This is a genomic window from Rhodococcus sp. P4_B6 (assembly GCF_056402215.1).
In genome coordinates, this window is the sequence record NZ_JBFUHV010000025.1 from 25,055 (window position 1) to 42,549 (window position 17,495).

Here is a 17,495-nt window from a genome sequence, read left to right on the forward strand (position 1 = left end):
GGCTCAGCGAACCAGGCGAATCCGAGGTGGTCACCCGCGATCGGGAATGAATCGAGGCACCGAGTTCCATGCTCGCCAGACTCTTTGAGTCCGAAGTCGCCGCGGCGACTCAATGTACCGGGCGAACAGCAGGTGCGGCCTCAGCGATCTCGCCAGATCCACTGAGCCAGGACAGGGGCGATGTTCCAGGGGCGCGTCGCTGACGGGGCGCCTGGTGAGGATTGGTTATCGTCGGAGGCCTGTAGAACCAAGGGGGTGCGGCGACCATGACATCACCGACAACGACCGACCTGTCGACGCTGCTGATGATCGACTCGGCGTCTGCCCGGGACCGGGACGACGCCTTCACCGTCACCCCGCTCGCCGGTGGCCGCGGGTGGGCGGTGGAGGTTCATTTTGCCGGCGTCGCCGACGTTGTCGGTCTCGGGTCGGTCGCCGACGAGCAGGCGTTCCTGCGGGCGGAGACGCGGTACCTGCGCAGCCGCACCATTCCGATGCTCGGCGAGACGGCGGAACAGGCTGCCACCCTGAGTTCCGAATCCGTGCGGACCAGTCTGCGGGTTACCGGCACGATCACCACCGGCGGTCGGCTGGTCGATGTCACCGTCGGCCGCGGACAGATTGCGGCGGGTCGGTGCGTGGCGGTTGATCACGCCGAGGCGCCCGCCGTCCTGACCGACTCGACACATCCGCTGCACCCCCAGTTGGTCGCGGCGGAGGCGGCCGCACAGGCCCTGCTGACCGCTCGCCGCGACGGCGGGGCCCTCGCGTTCTACGACCTCACCCGCGGTTGGGCGGCGAATGAGGACGGGGCCATCGTGGCGATCGCCGCGGAACTGCGGACCGTCGCCTACGTCATCGTGCAGGAGCTGATGATCGCCACCAATGAGGCGGTCGCCCTCTGGTGCGTCGAACAGGGGTTGCCGATCCTGTTCCGCAACCACCGCACCAACCCGGTCGCCGGCAGCACCGATGAGCTGATGACCGAGATCGCCGCCGCGGCCGGGGACCCGGACCTGTTTGCGAAACTCCGTGGGCGACTGCTGTCGACGCTGCGGGCCGCGACTTACGATCCGACGGTCCACGGCCACTACGGGTTACGGTTGAGCGCCTACAGCCATGTCACCTCCCCGCTGCGGCGGGTGGCCGACCTGATCAACCAGCGGATCATCTTCGCCCACCTCGACCGCTCCCCCGCCCCCTACACCTCGGATCAGTTGGCGGCCCTCGGCGCGGACCTGAACCGGCGCTCCCGCGCCGCCCGGGAGGCGAAGAAGAATCACTTCAAGCACGCCGACCAACGCATCGTCGCCGAACAGGCGGCCGCCGCCGATCTCGCCGCCCTGGACAGTCGCCGATTCCACAAGGTCCTCAAAGCCGAAGCCGCCGGACCGCTTCGGGCCGAACTCGGCTCCGAGCTCGCCCGCCGTGTCGACGCCGACCTGATGACCGCCCCGGACGTCGCGGTCCTGATCGACGCCGCCGACCCCACCTGGCTGCCCATCCAACTCCGCGTCCTGGACACCCTCGCCGACACCCATCCGGAGATGGGCCCCAGCGTGGTGTCGGTGTGGCGTCAAGCCCACCCCGATCAACCGCCGACCGACGTGGAGATCCGGCGCAACGGTGCCGACCACAACCCACTGTTCGCCGCCCGCGCCACCCACCTGAACATTCGCGGACCGTGGACCACCGGAACGGCGAAGAAGCCGGCCGAACAGGCCGCCCTCTGGGCGGCAGTGCGCGCGCAGCTGACCGGCACCGACAACCCCGACACGGACCCGGACTGGCCCACCACTCAGCCATCCCCGCATCCAACGACTCCCCCACCGGCGCCGCAGTATTCCGGTCCCGCCCCGTCCGCGAAACCACACCGAACGACGACTCCTGCCGCGCTGAATCTGGACGGGGCGAAGAAGTCCAAGGCACTGTCGAACCCGACCGCCTGGCTGATGAGTCTCGCCCAGAACAACGATCAGGCCCCGCCCGTGTGGGATTTCCACACCGACGGGCCCGCACACGCACCCCGGTTCACCGCCACCGTGCACCTTGCCGGCCACACCGCCACCGCCGATGCGACCACGAAAACCGCGGCGAAGACCGCATCGGGCACCGTGCTCGTCGAGGCACTCTTCGCGCAGCACTGAACTGACGATGTCCGTTTTGTCCGTTGTTCACCGCGGTGAACAACGGGCAAAACGGACATCATTAGGCGCGTTGGACGATCCGCGCATCATTGCGCCACCCGGCCGCGTGTCGGACCTGCCGCGACCACCTGATGCCGGTACCGCGCTCTCCGTCCGAAGTAGCCCACAGGAGTGGGTGAAGCAAACGGAAAGGGTCCCATGACCATTCATGTCCTTCTCAATCAGAAGGGCGGCGTCGGAAAGAGCCCCGTCGCCGTCAATCTCGCCGCCGTCACCGCGGACGTTCTCAACCAGGACGACGATCCCGATGCCACCTCCCCGGTCGCCGCGGTCTCCGTCGACCCGCAGGGCTCGGCCATCTGGTGGGCCGACCGCCTCGACAACCTGCCGTTCCACGTCGTCCAGGCCCACGACGACCTCAACGGGCTCCGCCAGTTGGGTCAGCTGCCCGGCATCCGACACGTGTACGTCGACACCCCCGGCTGGATCGACCTCAACGCCGCCGACGACACCTCCGACCCACTCGGTCGCGGACCGGCCGCCGACGCATTGCGGACGGTGCTCGAGGTTGCCGATCACGTCATCGTGCCGATGGAAACCGAACCGCTGTCCTTCGACCCGACCGCCCGCACCATCCGAAAGATCCTCGAGCCCCGCGGCATTCCGTACACCGTGGTCATCAACAACTGGGATCCCCGCGACGGCAAGTCCGACCTCGAGGAAACCAAGGACTTCGTCCGCGCAAACAAGTGGCCACTCGCCAAAACCGTCATCCGGCACTACAAACTGCACGCCCGGGCCAGCGCCGACGGCCTGGTCGTCACCGAATACCCCGCCAATCGGGTGGCGCTGCAGGCCCGGGAGGACTTCTACCGGCTGGCACTGGAACTGCGGATCGACGGTGGCCGGTGATGGCACGCGGCACCCGCACCAACCTCGCGACCCTCGCCGGCGTCGTCGGCGACAACTCCCCCGTCGACCGTCCCGCAGCCGGCGGGACACCGACCAACGTGCCCCTGAGCGAGCTGGCACCGAATCCGCGCAATCCGCGTGATGACCTCGGCGATCTCAGCGATCTGGTCTCGATCACCGGCACCCAACTCCAACCCGCCCTGGTCGTCACCCGGGACGCCTACCTGAAGCTGTATCCAGAAGACGAAACCAAGATCGGGCTCGCCCGCTGGGTGGTGATCAACGGGTGCCGGCGCCTTGCCGCCGCCGAAAACTTCGGCCGCCCCAACCTCGACATCGTCGTCAAAGACGAGGTCGCCAAGGACCGGGAGACCCTACTCGCCGCGGCGGTCATCGAGAACGTTCGCCGGATTCCTCCACCCCGCCGCTGCACTCACCGGCTTCACGAAAGTCCCCACATGAGACAAGCCCTTTCTCGAACCTGACTCGCCGGCGGCCGGCGGAGGTCCTGAATTCGACGTCGTGATGGGGTCGGCATGGGCTGCGTTAATTACTTCGACCTGAAAAACGAGGCGCCTTGGTGAGCATGATTCGGCTGTTCTCGGCCGGCCGGCCGGCCGGTCGGGATTGGGTTGGCCACAGACTCCCCCGATCGGCGTCCTTCAGCTGCCAGGGTGCTGATCTTGACCAGGTTGTGCGCCAGGACCCCGTGGCCGACCCAGATCTGGGCGCCTTCGGTGCTGTCGATTCGGGTGCGGTCCCAGCCGTATCCACGTTTGAGGGCGCTGATTCTGCCTTCGACTCCGGTGCGCCACTTGATTGTTCGTCGGAACGCTGGGCGGTGTTCCTCGGCTCGCCGGCCAGCTGAGGGTTTACCCTTGCGAGGGATCACCACGTTGCGCACGCCGAGGTCGCGTAGGTCATCTTCGACGGCTTTCTCGCCGTAGCCGCGGTCGGCGGTGACCGTGCGTGGCGGGCGCCCGGCACGTGTGCGGACCCGATCCACAGCTGGTGCCAATTGGGGTGCGTCGGCCGGGTTGCCGCGTTCGACGTTGTGGTCCACGATCACGCCGTCGTCGCCTTCGACGAGCTGGGCCTTGTGGCCGAACTCGACGGGCTTACCGAGCCGTCCCTTGGCGATGGGCCGGGCGTCGGGGTCGTGCAAGCTGACCCGCCGGGTCGCTCCGTCCGGGGTCTGCCCGGCCAACCGCTGTCGGGTCTGCGCGGTGATCTGCCGGGTGGCGGTGACCAGGTCCTCGAGGTCGTCGATGGCGCGGGCCAGGTGTCCGCGCCTGCGGCCCGCGGCCCCGTCGTGCGCACCCGTCCCCATCAGGGCTGTGGCCTTGGCGCGCGCCCGGCGCAGCGCGTGTTTCGCGTTGGCCAGCAGCCGTTCGGCATCGGTGGCGGCGGTCTCGGCCAGGTCGGCCCGCTCCCCGGTCGTGCGCCGGACCGCCGCCAGGGCCTCGCCTCGGCCCGCGGCGCTGCGCGACCGCAGCTTGAACCGATCGCGTGCGCACGCCTGCCCGCCGCACGGGACCGGTCCCGCACCCGGGTGCGAGTCGCTCCACCGGCAGCCTGGATCCGCTTGCCCGTGACCGCGATCCGTCGGATTGCCTTGGCCAACAAACCGGAGTCGGTGGGGTAGGACACGTTGCTGGGCACCACCGTCGTGTCGGCCCGCAACTTGGTGGTGCGCAGCACCTTGGCCTCGGTCGCCTTGGCCAGCAGCGCCTCGTTCAGCCCGTCCACCGCCGCCGCGCCACAGCGGGTCGTCAGCTTCATCAACGTGGTCGGGTGCGCCACCGACCCGTCCAAGGAAATCCGGCAGAACCGCCGCCACGTGATCGAGTCGCTCACCTCGCGGCACAGGCTCTCATAGCCGAGTCGGTAGCGGAACCCCCAGGAACATCAGCCGCAGGTAGATCTCCATCGGCGTCGACGGACGACCGATCCGCGGGTCGAAGTACGGCAAGAACGGTGCGAAGAACGCCGGATCATCCAGCAACGCGTCGATCCGAGCCAGCTCGTCAGGGAGCCGGAGCAACTCCAGCGGCAGCACCGACTCGAACAAGGACGGTTGATCGCCTACGGTACGGAACACGATGGCCTCGATCCCTTCTAGCCCAAGGGGTTGAGGCCATTCTCGCGTTCCAGGACTGGCTGATCACGCACCGCCACACCCCGACTTTTTCAGGTCGAAGTAATTAACGACTTGTCCTTCCTCGGTGGCCGACGAGTGAATGACATTTCTCGTCATGGCACCCGGGGACCGGACCCGTCTCAGCAGCATCGCCTACCGCGGTCGACTCCGCCGGTGCGGGCTCGATGATATCGCTGCCAGGCTCCAACACGACGTCAGCGACAGCCTTTTCGCTGCGAACGAAGGCGATACCCACCAAGATGAGCGCGCCCCCCAGCAGCTGCGGCCAAGTCATCGCCTCCCCCAGCAGAACCCACGCATAGGCAGCGGCCGCGACGACCTCGAGCAGCCCCACAAAGGACGCCAAACGTGAGCCGAGCATCCCGCTGGCCGTGATGCTAGTGAAATACGCAAGAGACGTCCCGATCACACCAAGGAGAGCAAGCGGAACCCACCACGGCACGGGAGATCCCAACACCGGCACAGTTCCGAACGTGGCGGCGAATGGCACCACCCCCGCGAGGCCCACGAGCCCGAGTGCGGTACCACCCACCAACAGCCCGAAGGAAGCCAACGCAACCGGCGGGAGGTCGTCGCCCGGATGGGCGGCGATCACGTAGTAGATGGCGCAGCCGATCGCGGCGAGACCAGCAAAGATCAGACCGAGCGTGTCCAGGCTCGTGCCATCGCTCGGCGAAACCACCATGGCGAGGCCGACCATCGACACCGCAGAGCCCATCAGAACCACCGCCTTGGGCATCCGGCGGGTGGTCGCCCAGACGAACCCGACCAGGAGCAGCGGGGCGAGGTATTCGACCAGAATGGCGCTGGAGACAGGGATCCGCGCGATAGCGGCGAAGTACATCAGCTGGCATCCAGCGACGCCGATCAGGCCCATCGCCAGGATGCGCCAGCGGGCCCGCCAGACCCCGGACCAGTTGCCGCACACCGCCAACAGTGCGATCGGCAGCAGGATGACACCACCGATGAGCGCCCGGGCGGTAACGCCGGCCGCGGGACTCCAGCCCGCCTCCAGCATCGGCTTCACGAAGGCACCGGACGTGCCGAAGCTGAACGCGGCGATAACCGCGATCGCCAGTCCTGCCGGGGTCTTGCTCATGATGGTGGACACCACCCTCCATGCTGTAAGGGGCTAAATGATTTACACTGATTACGCTAATCGGCGGATAATAAGGAGTCAAAGTGCATTTTGCCCCTGACACAGTTGCCGATCTCGCGTTCCTCGTCGACCTCGGCAACACCGACCCTGGAGCGACGCGCAGTGGCGACGGGTTGCCGGATCCCGCCGCCCTCACCGCCCTGCTCGACGCCCACGGATACTCGGGTCGGTTCGACCGCGACGACACTGAACTGCGGCACGTGCGGGGCGCACGGAGCTGGCTACGCAAGTCGTGGAGCCTGCCCCAAACCGAGATGGTCGACGAGATCAACGCCACCCTCACCGCGGCCCGAGCCCTGCCTCAGTTGGTAAGACACGACGGACTCGACTGGCACATCCACGCGATCTCGCGGGACGCACCCCTCGCGGAGCGCATCACGGTCGAAGCGGCGATGGCCTTCAGCGATGTGATCCGGTCCAACGAGACCGACCGGCTGCGGGTCTGCGAGGCAGAGGACTGCACCGGCCTGCTGATCGACCTCAGCCGCAACGCCTCCAAGCGCTTCTGCAGCGTGCGCTGCAGCAACCGAGTGAACATGATCGCTTTCCGCTCCCGCGCAACCTCTTCCTGACAGCCCGGGGCGAATGACGCGGTATACACAGTCCAATGGCCTTCCCTGTGGTGATGCCCAAGGTGGCGAAGAGGGTGGTGGTGCCGTCCCGGAGGAAGGTCGCGGCTGCGCTGTGAACAGGAGATCCACTGTGCGGACGACACCGAGGTTGCTGGCAGCTTGACCGTCCTCCCGTCGGCGATGGGGTGCACCCGCGCCCGGGAACAGCAACTTCCAAGAACTGCAATTACAATTGCAGAATTGTTCTCGATGCAATTTCGCAGGCATTGCGATTGGATTAGGTTGAGAGTGATCACCTGACAGTTCCGAGGAGACGAGGGCGCATGGCCACGAAGACTAAGCCGGCGGCGGGTCCTGCGACCTTCGATGACTTGTTGACCGAGATCCGGCAGCGCGAGGGCTCGTTGTCGCCGTCACACAAGAAGCTCGCCGAGCGGGTGATGTCCGACCCCGAGGCGGTGGCGTTCATGACCATCTCGGAGCTCGCAGCCGCGGTCGGGGTCAATGAGGCCACCGTCGTACGGTTCGCAACCGGGTTGGGGCTCAAGGGATATCCGGGTCTGACCCGGCTGTGCCGGGAGCGCCTCCAAGAGCAGGCGCAGCTGCTGCGCCGTTTCGACAACCTCGAGCACATGGCGGCGGACGGGGCCGGGCTGATCGAACAGACCGTCGCCCTCGATCAGGCCAACATCGCCCGCACCTTCGCCCGGATCGAGGATGCGACGTGGAATTCGGCGGTCGAGCACCTCGCCCGATCCCCACGCGTGCATGTCATGGGATTGCGCAAGTGCCACGCCCCGGCGTACCTGCTCGGGTATCTGCTGCGCATGCTGCGTGAGGACGTCGAAATCGTCACCGCCAGCGTCGGTTCCCTCACCGATGATCTGCGTCGGGTCCGCGAGGGCGACAGCTTCGTGGCGATGTCGATTCACCGTTACAGCGCCGACACCGTGCGCGCCGCCGAGTGGGCGCGGCACAGCGGGGCACACGTCATCGCCTTCACCGACAACGCCAGCTCCCCGCTCGCCACGTATGCGCACGACACCTTCTACATCGATGCGTCGAGCGCCTCGGTGTTGCGCTCGATGACAGCGTTCACCTCGCTGGCCCAGGCGATGTCCGGCGGCGTCGCGCAACTTCTGGGACATCGGGTGCGCGAAACCCTCCTCGAGGAGGAGAAGCTGCTGAGCAACTTCAGCGTGTACGCCACCGACGCTACGAAAGGCTGACGGCAACAGAAGGTCACGGCCTGCCCATATCGACGCCGAACGAGTAAGCCCCCTCGTTCTAAATCCTGCGCGCGCCAGGGCGCAGAAATTCCTCGGTCGCAACAACAAGTTGGTGTAACGAGTCGCGCCTGGTTCGCATGAGACGAGTGGGGTGCACCCGATCTGGTGCACCCCACTTCCCGAGTCTGCGAGGGCTACTACTGGCGCGATTCCGCCACCCCGAGATCGCTGCCGGTCGCGGCTGCCGCGGCGGTACGTCGCTGGTGGATCAGTCCCGCGGCCACCGCCATGACGGTGACGATCATGGTCAGCACCAGGGGGGTTCGGGTGGCCTGGACGAAGGCCATTCCGCCGACGATCGCCAGCAGAATCGCACCAACGACGTACGACAGGTAGGGGAAGCCCCACATCTTGACCGGCAGCGCGGCTTTCTCCTCCGCGGTCTTGTTGCGGCGGCCGACGATTTGGGTGGCGCAGATGCACAGGTAGACGACCACGGCGACGGCACCGGAGGAGCTGAGCAGGAATGTGAATACGGCGCCGGTGGGCAGGAAGTAGTTCGCGATCACGGCGAGGAATCCGGCGCTCGAGGCGGCGAGTACCGCTTTCACGGGGACTCCGGACTTGCCGGTCTGTCCGAGCACCCGGGGCGCTTCGCCGCGGCGGGCGAGCGAGAAGAGCATCCGGGAGGAGGAGTAGATGCCCGAGTTCAGGCAGGACAGCACCGCGGTGAGCACGACCAGGTTCATGATGGTTTGCGCGCCGGGCAAGCCGAGGAGGTTCAGCACGGCGGTGTAGGGGCTCTTGGTGACCTCGGTGGTGTCCCAGGGCAGCAGGGTGACGACCACCAGGATGGAGCCGACGTAGAAGATCAGGATGCGCCAGGCGACACTGCGCATGCTCTGTCGGACAGCTTTGACCGGATCCTTGGCCTCACCTGCGGCGATGGTAACCAGTTCGGTGCCGAAGTAGGAGAAGAACACTGTCAAGGTGGCAATCAGCAGCGGGGTGAGGCCGTTCGGGAACAGCCCGCCGTGGCCGAGAAGATTCGAGGTGCCCGGAGAGTCGAAATGCGGAAGCAGACCGCAGATTGCGGCGATCCCGATGCCGATGAACAGCACGATCGCGGTCACCTTGATCATGGCGAACCAGAACTCGAACCGAGCGAAGGACGTCACCGCCGCCAGGTTCACCCCGGTCAGCACGGTCATGAAAATCAGTGCGTAGAGCCAGGTGGGCACGACGGGGATCAGTTGGTTCGCGATCGCGGCGCCGGCGATCGCCTCGAACGCGACGGTCACGCACCAGTGATACGCATAGAGCCACCCCACGGACAGCCCAGCCCACGAGCCGAGTTCGCGGGAGGCGTATGTCGAGAACGAACCGGTCTCTGGGCTTGCGGTGGCCAGCTCGGCGAGCATCCGCATCACCAGAATGATGAGGAGCCCGGTGAACAGATAGACCAGGACGATGYCCGGGCCGGCCGACGAAATCGCCTTGCCGCTGCCGACGAATAGGCCGGCGCCGATGACGCCGCCGATGCCGATCATGGTCAGCTGGCGAGTATTGATGGAGTGCTTGAGATTTTCCGTACTGGAAAGCGAGGTTGGCACGATGCCTTCTTCCGTGAAACGCGGGGATGTGACCCAGGTAACTGCGTGTCAGCCATGAAACACGTCATCGAAGCCGGATGCAAGTGTGTTTGCATAACACTGACGCTCTGCAAATATTGATCGTCTGGACGAAAAGTCGCTTCCAACTGGACAGATGCCGCAGATCGGCGCGCCAGAATCTGCCGAAATCCGATACCGGGACGGGGGCGCCATTCTCGCCGCAACCAAAACTGCCCTCGCCGGGCACGGCCGACACGGCCACCCCTGCACGAAGCGCGATTGCAATTGCGTGATGAATCAGATTTGCAAATCTACTTGCATTGACGGCGGTGATGCTGTTGTATGGATCACATGAGGTCCCGATCGACGCGCTCGGACGACAGCGCCAGCGCGGGATCGTCGGGCAGCGCCCCGCCATGGGAGCCTCCCGCCCCAGTGGCCACACCGGCAGCGGGACAACGTATTACAGATCGAGAAGAAAGCGACGTGAAACGATGACGACCGTCCTGGTAACCCGATCGGGTTCGACCGCGACCCTGGCATTGAACCGGCCCGACCGCCTCAACGCGGTGAGCGAGGAGCTGTACCAGACGCTGATCGACGAACTGGTCGTGGCGGACACCGACCCGGACGTGCGCGCGGTCGTCCTCACCGGCACCGGGCGCGCGTTCTGTGTCGGCGCCGACCTCAAGGCCCACAAGTCCGGCACCCGCAGCCGGGAGGAGCAGGCCCACTATCTTGATCTCGGGCAGCGGGCGTGCGAGCAGATCCAGACGATGGATACCCCGGTGGTTGCCGCGGTCAACGGCTACGCCCTCGGCGCCGGCGCCGAAATGGCCGTCAGCGCCGACTTCCTCGTCATCGCCGAGGACGCCCAGATGGGCTTCCCCGAGGTCAGCATCGGCACCTTCGTCGGCGGCGGCGTCACCAACCGACTCCCCCGTCTGGTCGGGCTGCGGCGGGCGACCGACATGCTGATCCTCGGTGAACGCTTCACCGGCAGCCAGGCCCTCGACTGGGGCCTGGCGCACTCCGCCGTTCCCAGCGATTCGCTGATCGACTCGGCGCACAACCTAGCCGACACCCTCGCCGCGAAAGCGCCGCTGTCCCTTGCTCGGATGAAGGCCGCCCTGCGGCGCAACGATCCCCTCGACGTCGTGCTCGACACCGAACCGCAGGAACTGCTCGCACTGATGGGCACACAGGACTGGGCCGAAGGCGTGGCCGCGTTCGGCGAGCGCCGCACCCCGATATTCAAGGGAAAGTAGAGATGACAACCATGGCACAGCCCGCCCCTGCCGCGGTCGCCGCTCCCCCGACACCGACCCGCACCCCGCTCGAGCGCCTCTTCGACCCCCGTTCCATCGCGATCGTCGGCGCGTCCACCAGCCCGACCAAACGCGGCTATCAGGCCGTCCGCGCGCTGCAGCAGGCCGGGTACGAGCACCCGGTGCACCCCGTCAACCCGAAGGCCACCGAGATCCTCGGTCTCGAAGTCGTCCCCTCGATCGACCAACTGCCCTACGGCATCGACGTCGCCCTCATCGCCCTGCCCGGCGCCGCGGTACCCGACGCCCTGCGCCGCTGCGCGGCAGTCGGAATCGCCGGAGCGGTCGTGCTGGCCAACGGATTCAAGGAAACCGGGGACTCCGGCGCCGACCTCGATGCCGCCCTGGCTGAGGCGATCGCCGAGACCGGCGTGCGGGTCATCGGACCGAACACCTCCGGAATGCTCAACGTCTCGACCGGCGCGAACCTGGTCGGGTTGCAGGACGTGCCCAAGGGCCCGATCAGCGTGGTCACCCAGAGCGGAAACATGCTGTTATCCCTGGTCAACGACAACCGCGCATTGAAGGGCCCCGGCTTCCACGCCTACGTCGGACTCGGTAACCAGGCCGACGTCCGCTACGACGAATGCGTCACCGAACTCGCCCGCCACCCCGGCACCGGTGCCGTCGCCATCCACTCGGAGGGTTTCGCGGACGGGCGGGCGTTCCTGCAGGCCGCCACGCGCGCGGTGCAGGACAAGCCGGTAGTAGTTCTGCGCGGTGGACGCTCCGAGATCGGCCAGCGCACCGCCCTCTCGCACACCGGGTCGATCGCCGGGTCCGACGCCGTCGCCACCGCGGTGCTGCGTCAGGCAGGTGTCGAACTGGTGGACCGCTCCGACGAATTGGCTGTTGTCGCGGGCGCATTGGCCACCACCGCTCCGATCGCTCCCGGCCGCAAGGTCGCCATCCTCTCCGACGGCGGCGGCCACGCCACTTTGGCCGCCGATGCACTGACCGCCCGCGGTATCGAACTCGCGCAGATCAGTGATCGGACCCAGCAGGTCCTGCGGGAGCTGCTCGGCGGGCCGGCGTCGGTGGTCAACCCCGTCGACGTGGCCGGGGCCACCGACGCCGATCCCGCGGTATTCGCCGACGCGGTCGATGCCCTCATGAGGGATCCGGCGGTCGGGTTGGTGCTGATCGTGGGCCTGTACGGCGGCTACCACCTGCGTTTCGACGCCAGCCTGAAAGACGCCGAGGATGCCGCCGCCGACCGGCTCCTCGAACTGACGGCCTCGAATGGGGTGCCGCTGCTGGTGCAGAGCTGCTACGCCGGTGACACCGTCTCCAACCACGACCGCCTGCGGGCCGGTGGGGTGGCGGTGATCAACTCCATCGACCACGCCGTCCGTGTGGTCGCTGCCCTCGACCGGCGCGGGCAACGCCTGGCGACCGCGGCGCAGCGCTCGCCCCTCGCCCTGCCCGCCCCCGCTCCGCGTGCGGCCGGGAGGACGGGAATCCTGGACGAGCCCACCGCCCGCGCTCTCGTCGAGGACGCCGGGGTCGACATCGGCGGATGGACCTTCGCCCGCACCGTCGACGACGTTGTCGCCGCGGTCACCGGATACGGACGGTCCTGTGCGCTGAAGATCGTGTCGCCGCAGGTCATCCACAAGTCCGACGTCGGCGGGGTGAAACTGAACGTGGTCGGGGCCACCGCCGCGGAGAACGCCCAGGCCATCATCGATTCGGTCACCGAGAAGGTGCCCGGCGCGGCAATCGACGGCATCGTCGTCACCCCGATGGCCGATACGGGCATCGAACTGCTCGTCGGCGCCACTCACGACCCGATCTTCGGTCCGGTGGTGGCCTTCGGCAGCGGTGGAGTCATGGTCGAAGCGCTCGAAGATGTCACCTTCCGCGCGGCGCCGTTCACCGAACTTGAGGCCCACGAGATGATCGACGAGACCATCGCCTCGCGCATGCTCGACGGCTACCGCCACCTCCCGGTGATCGATCGGGGCGCGCTGGCTCGATTCCTCGTCCGCGTCGGAGACATCGTCGCCGCGCACCCGGAAATCGGCGAGCTCGACCTCAACCCTGTCATCGCATCGGACACCGGCATCGTCCCCGTGGACGTAAGGATAGTCCTGTCCGACAACATCTCTGGAGCACACGCATGAGCGACCCCCTTCTGATCGATCGCGTCGGCGACACCGTCGTCTGGACGCTCAACAACCCCGAAGCCCGCAACCCCATCTCCGAAGCCGACACCATCGAGGCACTCGAGGACGCCGTCACCGCGGTCAACCGCGACCCGAGCGTACGAGTGGCGATCCTCACCGGCGCCGGCTCCGCCTTCTCCTCCGGCGGCAACGTCAAGCACATGCGGGACAAGGAAGGCATGTTCGGCGGGTCGCCGGCCGAACTGCGCCAGGGCTACCGGCACGGCATCCAACGCATCCCCAAGGCCCTGTATCACTGTGAGATCCCGACGATCGCCGCCGTGAACGGGCCTGCCATCGGTGCCGGCTGCGACCTGGCGATGATGTGCGACCTGCGGATCGCTGCCAGCACCGCGAAGTTCGCCGAAAGCTTCGTCAAGGTCGGCATCATCCCCGGTGACGGTGGCGCCTGGCTGCTGCCCCGCGCCATCGGCATGGCCCGGGCAAGCGAGATGGCGTTCACTGGAGAGGCGATCAGCGCGCAGACAGCACTCGAATGGGGCATGGTCTCCGCGGTCGTCGAGCTCGACCAGCTCCTGGCGAGCGCCCACCAACTGGCCGACCGGGTGGCAGCCAACCCGCCCCACGTGCTGCGGATGACCAAGCGGCTGCTCCGCGAAGGTCAGCACCAAAGCCTCGAGAGCATCCTGGAACTGTCCGCGGCCATGCAGGCGGTCGCGCACCACACCGAAGACCATCACGAGGCTGTCGGGGCCATGCGCGAGCGGCGCACCCCGCAGTTCAGCGGCCGATGAGCGCCACCGCCCCGGTTCGGGTCGGGGTCATCGGCGGCGGCATCATGGGATCGGGTATCGCCGAGACTGCCGCCCGCGCCGGCTGTGAGGTCACCGTCATCGACGTCGCCGCGGCCGAGGCCGTGCTGCCCCGCATCGACAAATCCCTCAGCCGCGCGGTCTCGTCCGGGAAACTCTCCGACGACGACGCCCGCGCGGCACTGTCCCGGATCAGCGCGGCACCGGAACTGTCCGTCCTCGACGAGCAGACGGTGATCATCGAGGCAGTTCCGGAAATCGAGGACATCAAACTCGATCTGTTCGCCCGGCTCGATTCCATCGCCCGACCCGACGCGCTGCTCGCCACCAACACCTCGTCGATACCGGTCGCGCGGATCGCGGCGGCGACAACCCGACCGGAGAAGGTCATCGGTGTGCACTTCTTCAACCCGGTTCCGATCCTGCCACTGGTCGAACTGGTCCCCAGCATGCTGACCGCATCCGAGACCACCGATGCAGCAGCCCATTTCGCAACGGAGGTCCTCGGTAAGCGCGTCATCCACGCAAAGGACCAGGCCGGATTCGTCGTCAACGCACTGCTGATCCCATACCTGCTCTCCGCGGTGCGCATGTACGACATCGGAGTCGCCACCGCCGAGGACATCGACCAAGGCATGGTCGACGGCTGCGCCCACCCACTCGGACCGCTCAAGCTGATCGACCTGATCGGCATCGACACCACCGTGGCCATCGCCGACGCCCTCTACGCCGAGTTCAAAGAACCGCACCTCGCCGCCCCACCGGCCTTACGCCGGATGTGCGACGCCGGCATCCTCGGCCGCAAGAGTGGCCGCGGCTTCTACCAGTACACCAGGTAAGGGAGCACAAAAGACATGACCTTCTCGTCGGACACCTCGTCGGTTATCGTTGCCGGCGCCCGCACCCCGGTCGGGCGGCTGCAGGGAACGCTGAAGGATTTCTCCGGGGCCGCCCTCGGCGGCGTAGCCATCGCCGGCGCACTCGACAAGGCCGGGATCTCCGGCGATCTGGTGGATTACGTCATCATGGGCCAGGTCCTCACCGCCGGTGCCGGGCAGATCCCCGCACGCCAGGCCGCGGTCGCCGGGGGGATCCCGATGTCGGTTCCCGCCTTGACCGTCAACAAAGTGTGCCTGTCGGGTATCGACGCGATCGCGCTCGCCGACCAGCTCATCCGCGCCGGCGAAGCCGAGATCGTTGTCGCCGGCGGCCAGGAGTCGATGTCGCAGGCACCGCACCTGCTCGAACACAGCCGAACCGGATACAAATACGGCGACGTGACGCTGCGAGATCACCTCGCGTACGACGGATTGCACGACGTGTTCACCGACCAGGCCATGGGCGCGCTAACCGACCAGCACAACGCCATCGCGCCGCAGCCGGTCACCCGCGCCGAGCAGGACGCGTTTGCCGCCGCATCCCACCAGCGCGCCGCGGCGGCGTGGAAGAACGGGCTCTTCGACGACGAAGTCGTGGCGGTGTCGATCCCGCAACGCAAGGGAGACCCCCTCACTTTCTCGAAAGATGAAGGCATCCGGGCCGACACCACCGCCGAATCGCTGGCCGGCTTGCGGCCGGCGTTCGGCGCCGACGGCACCATCACCGCCGGATCGGCGTCCCAGATCTCCGACGGTGCCGCCGCCGTCGTGGTGATGAGCAAAGCCCGGGCCCGTCAACTCGGCATCACGTGGTTGGCGGAGATCGGCGCCCACGGCATCGTCGCCGGTCCGGACTCGACCCTGCAACGCCAACCCGCCCACGCCATCACCACGGCCTGCGCCCGCGACGGCGTCATTCCCGAATCGCTCGACCTGGTCGAGATCAACGAGGCGTTCGCCGCGGTCGGGATCACCTCGACCCGCGAACTCGGGCTCGACGAGGCCCGAGTCAACGTCAACGGCGGAGCCATCGCCATCGGCCACCCGCTCGGCATGTCCGGTGCTCGCATCACCTTGCACCTGGCCCACGAACTCCGCCGCCGCGGCGGCGGAACCGGTGCCGCCGCCCTCTGCGGAGGCGGCGGCCAAGGAAGCGCCCTGCTTCTCCGCGTCCCTGGATCCTGACCGGAACCACACGAATGTCTGTGCAACCCCGACCGGGCGGCGCAGACGGCACGGACCAACTGCCCGGCCTGCAACAACCAGGTCGGGCATCGCCGTCCTGATCCCCATCCTCGACTTTCGGCACTCTCGATATCAGCCCACGATTTCCGCGGAGGTACCGCAATGAACGCCCACATCGACGAAAGCACCGTCGCTGGCCTGAAGTGGTTGGTGATCTCCGGCGAGCGCACAGCCGCGTTCAGCCTGCTCGGCGAGTACACCCGCGAGGCGATCACTTCTGTCCAGAACGAACTGCCGGAACGCGAGGGCCTGAAGTCCTTCACCCGCAGCGGAGTCGGCCACCGCATCCTGACCGATGTGAGGGCGGCCACCGAGCAGACCTACCCCCACTACGCCGAGGAACTTCGCGCCCTCGCGTCCGGTGCAGGCCTCGACTATCATGATCTGCTACTCGCCAACTTGCGCGGCGACATCGGCGTCGACGACGGCACCGGCTGCACCGACCTCGCCTGGCGTGGATCTCGCTCCTTCGTCGCCGATAACGAAGACGGCGCCCCAGCCCTCAACGGGCACTTCATGTTCCTGACTCTACGGATCGACGGCGACATGCCCGTAACGGTGCAGTGGTATCCCGGGTTCCTGCCGGCCAACACCATCGCCGCCACCGGCGCCGGACTGGTCTGGGGAATCAACCACATCCAGGTCACCACGCCCATCGCCGCACCGGGCCGCCACTTCGTCGCCCGTGCCCTCCAACAGTGCACCGACTTCGACCACGCGCTCGACTACCTGCGCACCCACCCCAGCGCCGGCGGCTTCGCCTACACGATCGGCGACACCACAACAGGCCGGGTTGCGATCGTCGAATCAGCAGCCGGACGAGTCGCTGCCCGCGAACTCGCGCCGGAGGGCGCCTTCGAATGGCACACCAATCACCTCCGGTTCATCCCCCACCCACCCGATCTGGCACCCGCCGGCACTGCCACAGCCAATCTGGGGCAACGAGAGGAGAGCTTGGGACGGGGCAAGACCCTCGACACCCTGGGCCCCGTACTAGAGCCGAACGTCAACTGGTTCAAACGGATACTCTGCGGAGCGCCCGTCCCCGACGGGGTTCATCGCACCGCCGCAGGTTCCGACCCACTCCAAACACTGTGCACGACCGTCACGAACCTCACCGACAAGACAATCTCCATCAACAGCGCATGCGGATCCAGCACAACGCTGCGGTTGGAGGATTTCACACACGGCAGGTCGTAACCGACTGCTGGCGTCACCCCACCCCCCGCACCACGACGCCGGCACTCCCCGACACGTCGCCGGCACCCCACATCACAAACCGGGGACATGTCATTACACCAGGTCACAGC

Annotated in this window: 12 protein-coding genes and 2 pseudogenes; 11 read left to right on the top strand and 3 right to left on the bottom strand. The window is 67.1% G+C overall.

Going from position 1 to position 17,495, the window contains the following annotated elements; genetic code table 11:
• Window positions 1-266: 266 nt before the first annotated feature.
• The 3 genes and pseudogenes from AC1DWT_RS15040 to AC1DWT_RS15050 form a co-directional block, all read left to right on the top strand.
• Window positions 267-2,147, top strand: coding sequence for an RNB domain-containing ribonuclease (locus AC1DWT_RS15040; protein ID WP_477921165.1), 1,881 nt, complete (start codon window positions 267-269; stop codon window positions 2,145-2,147).
• Between the two features lie 198 nt (window positions 2,148-2,345).
• The gene (locus tag AC1DWT_RS15045) at window positions 2,346-3,059 is read left to right on the top strand and encodes a nucleotide-binding protein (protein WP_477921167.1); all 714 of its coding nucleotides are present in this window, start codon (window positions 2,346-2,348) and stop codon (window positions 3,057-3,059) included.
• Window positions 3,059-3,469, top strand: a pseudogene (locus tag AC1DWT_RS15050) (ParB/RepB/Spo0J family partition protein); the annotation flags it as partial. The gene AC1DWT_RS15045 and the pseudogene AC1DWT_RS15050, both read left to right, overlap by 1 nt.
• Before the next feature lie 254 nt (window positions 3,470-3,723).
• Here the strand turns inward: AC1DWT_RS15050 and AC1DWT_RS15055 are convergent.
• Window positions 3,724-5,160 (bottom strand): annotated as a pseudogene (locus AC1DWT_RS15055) (ISNCY family transposase); the annotation flags it as partial.
• Window positions 5,161-5,263: 103 nt separating this feature from the next.
• Window positions 5,264-6,331, bottom strand: coding sequence for a DMT family transporter (locus tag AC1DWT_RS15060; RefSeq protein WP_477921169.1), 1,068 nt, complete (start codon window positions 6,329-6,331; stop codon window positions 5,264-5,266).
• Window positions 6,332-6,402: 71 nt separating this feature from the next.
• Here AC1DWT_RS15060 and AC1DWT_RS15065 point away from each other — a divergent pair, with 71 nt between their 5' ends.
• Both AC1DWT_RS15065 and AC1DWT_RS15070 read left to right on the top strand, forming a co-directional pair.
• Entirely contained in the window at window positions 6,403-6,951 is a 549-nt protein-coding gene (locus AC1DWT_RS15065) for a CGNR zinc finger domain-containing protein (RefSeq protein ID WP_477921171.1), read from the top strand.
• A gap of 323 nt (window positions 6,952-7,274) precedes the next feature.
• The gene (locus AC1DWT_RS15070; protein WP_477921173.1) at window positions 7,275-8,180 is read left to right on the top strand and encodes a MurR/RpiR family transcriptional regulator; all 906 of its coding nucleotides are present in this window, start codon (window positions 7,275-7,277) and stop codon (window positions 8,178-8,180) included.
• A gap of 197 nt (window positions 8,181-8,377) precedes the next feature.
• On the opposite strand, the gene AC1DWT_RS15075 is transcribed toward AC1DWT_RS15070, so the two are convergent.
• The gene (locus AC1DWT_RS15075) at window positions 8,378-9,793 is read right to left on the bottom strand and encodes an amino acid permease (protein ID WP_477921175.1); all 1,416 of its coding nucleotides are present in this window, start codon (window positions 9,791-9,793) and stop codon (window positions 8,378-8,380) included.
• A 494-nt stretch (window positions 9,794-10,287) separates the two neighbouring features.
• Between AC1DWT_RS15075 and AC1DWT_RS15080 the strand changes: the two genes are divergently transcribed.
• The 6 genes from AC1DWT_RS15080 (at window position 10,288) to AC1DWT_RS15105 (ending at window position 17,385) form a co-directional block, all read left to right on the top strand.
• A complete protein-coding gene (locus AC1DWT_RS15080) occupies window positions 10,288-11,061 on the top strand; it encodes an enoyl-CoA hydratase/isomerase family protein (RefSeq protein WP_477921177.1) in 774 nt (257 codons plus the stop codon).
• Between the two features lie 2 nt (window positions 11,062-11,063).
• Window positions 11,064-13,247 carry an acetate--CoA ligase family protein gene (locus AC1DWT_RS15085; RefSeq protein ID WP_477921179.1) on the top strand — a complete coding sequence of 728 codons (2,184 nt, stop codon included), beginning with the start codon at window positions 11,064-11,066 and terminating at the stop codon, window positions 13,245-13,247.
• Window positions 13,244-14,044 carry a crotonase/enoyl-CoA hydratase family protein gene (locus AC1DWT_RS15090; RefSeq protein ID WP_477921181.1) on the top strand — a complete coding sequence of 267 codons (801 nt, stop codon included), beginning with the start codon at window positions 13,244-13,246 and terminating at the stop codon, window positions 14,042-14,044. Before AC1DWT_RS15085 ends, AC1DWT_RS15090 begins: the two co-directional genes overlap by 4 nt.
• Window positions 14,041-14,901: a 3-hydroxybutyryl-CoA dehydrogenase gene (locus AC1DWT_RS15095; RefSeq protein WP_477921183.1), complete on the top strand. Its 861-nt coding sequence runs from the start codon at window positions 14,041-14,043 to the stop codon at window positions 14,899-14,901. Before AC1DWT_RS15090 ends, AC1DWT_RS15095 begins: the two co-directional genes overlap by 4 nt.
• Window positions 14,902-14,916: 15 nt before the next feature.
• Window positions 14,917-16,125 (top strand): acetyl-CoA C-acetyltransferase, encoded by a 1,209-nt coding sequence (locus AC1DWT_RS15100; protein WP_477921185.1) that lies wholly within the window; start codon window positions 14,917-14,919, stop codon window positions 16,123-16,125.
• Between the two features lie 162 nt (window positions 16,126-16,287).
• Complete coding sequence (locus AC1DWT_RS15105; RefSeq protein ID WP_477921187.1) at window positions 16,288-17,385, top strand: C45 family autoproteolytic acyltransferase/hydolase; 1,098 nt, start codon at window positions 16,288-16,290, stop codon at window positions 17,383-17,385.
• Window positions 17,386-17,495: the final 110 nt, after the last annotated feature.